Raw genomic sequence first — 1,952 nt, 5'->3', positions numbered from 1 at the left:
AGGCGGTGACGCGCATCAGCCCTCCCGCGCGGCGGGCGCGGGGGCGAGGACCACCGGCCACAGCTCGCCCGAGCGCAGCTCCTCGACGACGTCGTCGGCGGTGGTCCCCTCCGAGACGGCGACGACGACGGTGGCCTCGGGCAGCTCGGTCGCGTCCACCCGGCCGGTGACGCGCAGCAGCCGGACCGCGTCGGCGTCCCCGGCGGCGGGCTCGGTGAACAGGCCGAGGTCCAGGTCGTAGCCGCCGAGGACGAGCGGGTAGGCGACCAGGTCGACGACGAGGGAGCCCGCGTCGAGCGCGCGCTCCGCCCAGCCGTCGGTCGGGCCCAGGTAGAGCGCGTTGTCCCGCTCGTAGCCGTGGTTGCCGAGCAGGCAGACGGCGCGCTCGCCCGGTGACCGCTCGGGATCGATGATCACGAGGAGCACCGGGGAGTCCGGGTCTTCGGGGTTGATCCCGTTGCGCAACAACAGTTCCGGCACTCGCGCCTCCATTCGCAGGAGGCGCAAGTAGATCCTGAGCGGCGCTCAGCGCCTAGGCCGGGACGACCGTCTCTGCAACCCGCGCGCGGGCAGCCGGACGGGCTTGGGGCGGGGCGTGACCGCGCAGGTGCTCATCGGTCGGGTCGGGGTCAGCGGCTTCACCGGGTTCTTCTCCTGGGCTCGTGCGGCGGGACGAGGACTCGTGCGGCGGCAGGGGCGCGCAGTCGGCAGGGCTGGTGCAGTCGTGGGCAGGGCTGGACAGGCAGGGCGGGACAGGCAGGGCTTGCGCGGGCAGGGCGGTGCGGTGCTCGCGCGGCGGGGTAGGACGCCGCGCGTCGGGCGGCGCCGCGGCGGGTAGGACGCCGTGGCGGTGGTGCGCGGGCGACGGGTAGGGACGTCGCCCCGACCAGGACTCTGGCAATCGGCCGGAGGGCCGCTCCGGGCAGGGGTGGGTGGGGTCGCGGTTCGGGTGATCACCGCTCTGGACGGTTGTCTCCGCACCCGGCCCGGACGTTAGCCGTGATCGGCACAGATCACTCCGTTGCCACAAGAGTCGTCACCCCTATGAACGCCCACTTCGCCCAGAAGGGTTGCACGACCGGTTTGAGTTGCTTAGACTCAAACTATGTTCACCAGGGACGAAGCCCTCAGGCTGGTCGAGGGCGCCAACTCTTCGACTGGGCTGTTCGGGGACTTCTCCCCCGATCGAGCGCAGGCAGCTCACCGGCTGTGGCGGGACCTGCTGGTCGCGCTGCACCCCGACCGCACCGGCCCGGACGACCACCGGGCGCACGCCGCGGCGGCCGAGGTCACCCGGCTGCACGACCGGTGGGCGGGTTCGGGGTCCGCTTCGGTCGAGCTGCGCACGGCCCGCCGCGCCTACCGCACCGGTGCGCTGCACCGCGTCGGCAGCGTCGCGAACGTGCACCTGACCGACGGCCCCGAGGTGGTCAAGGTCGTGCGCAACCCGGCGCTGAGCCCGCTGCTGCTGGCCGAGCGGGACGCGCTCACCGCTCTGGCCCGCCTCACCGACGAGCACCGCTGGCTCGCCCCGTACTTCCCGAGGCTGGTCGACGCCTCCGGCGAGGTCGGGCGCGGCGAGCGCGCGTTCACCGTGCTGGCCCCGCTCACCGACGGCTTCCACACCCTCGCCGAGGTCAAGAGGGCCTACCCCGGCGGCCTGGACGGGCGCGACTGGGCGTGGATGCACCGCAGGCTGCTGCGGGCGGTCGCGGGCGCCCACCTCGCGGGCCTGGTGCACGGCGCGATCACCGCCGACAACGTGCTGGTCCACCCCGAGCGGCACGGGGTGGTGCTCGCCGGCTGGTCGTTCGCCGTCGAGCTCGGCCAGCGCCCGCTCGCCAAGGACAGGACCACCGCCTACCCGCCGGAGGTCGCGGCGGGCCAGGCGCTCACCGGCGCCACCGACGTGTGGATGGCGCACGCGCTGATGCTCGACCTGCTCGCCCCCG

At 74.1% G+C, this 1,952-nt stretch carries 2 protein-coding genes; one reads left to right on the top strand and one right to left on the bottom strand.

Features of this window, described 5'->3' with window-relative positions:
* Window positions 1-15: 15 nt before the first annotated feature.
* Window positions 16-480: a hypothetical protein gene (locus ACTUAL_RS13655; protein ID WP_440900497.1), complete on the bottom strand. Its 465-nt coding sequence runs from the start codon at window positions 478-480 to the stop codon at window positions 16-18.
* 625 nt (window positions 481-1,105) lie between these two features.
* On the opposite strand from ACTUAL_RS13655, the gene ACTUAL_RS13650 reads away from it, so the two are divergent.
* Window positions 1,106-1,952 (top strand): adenylate cyclase (locus tag ACTUAL_RS13650; RefSeq protein WP_440900496.1); only part of this gene is annotated, 847 nt, incomplete at its 3' end.

The organism is Actinosynnema sp. (assembly GCF_052038725.1).
The sequence above is the reverse complement of the archived record's forward strand: the minus strand, read 5'-3'. Positions and strand labels throughout refer to the sequence as shown.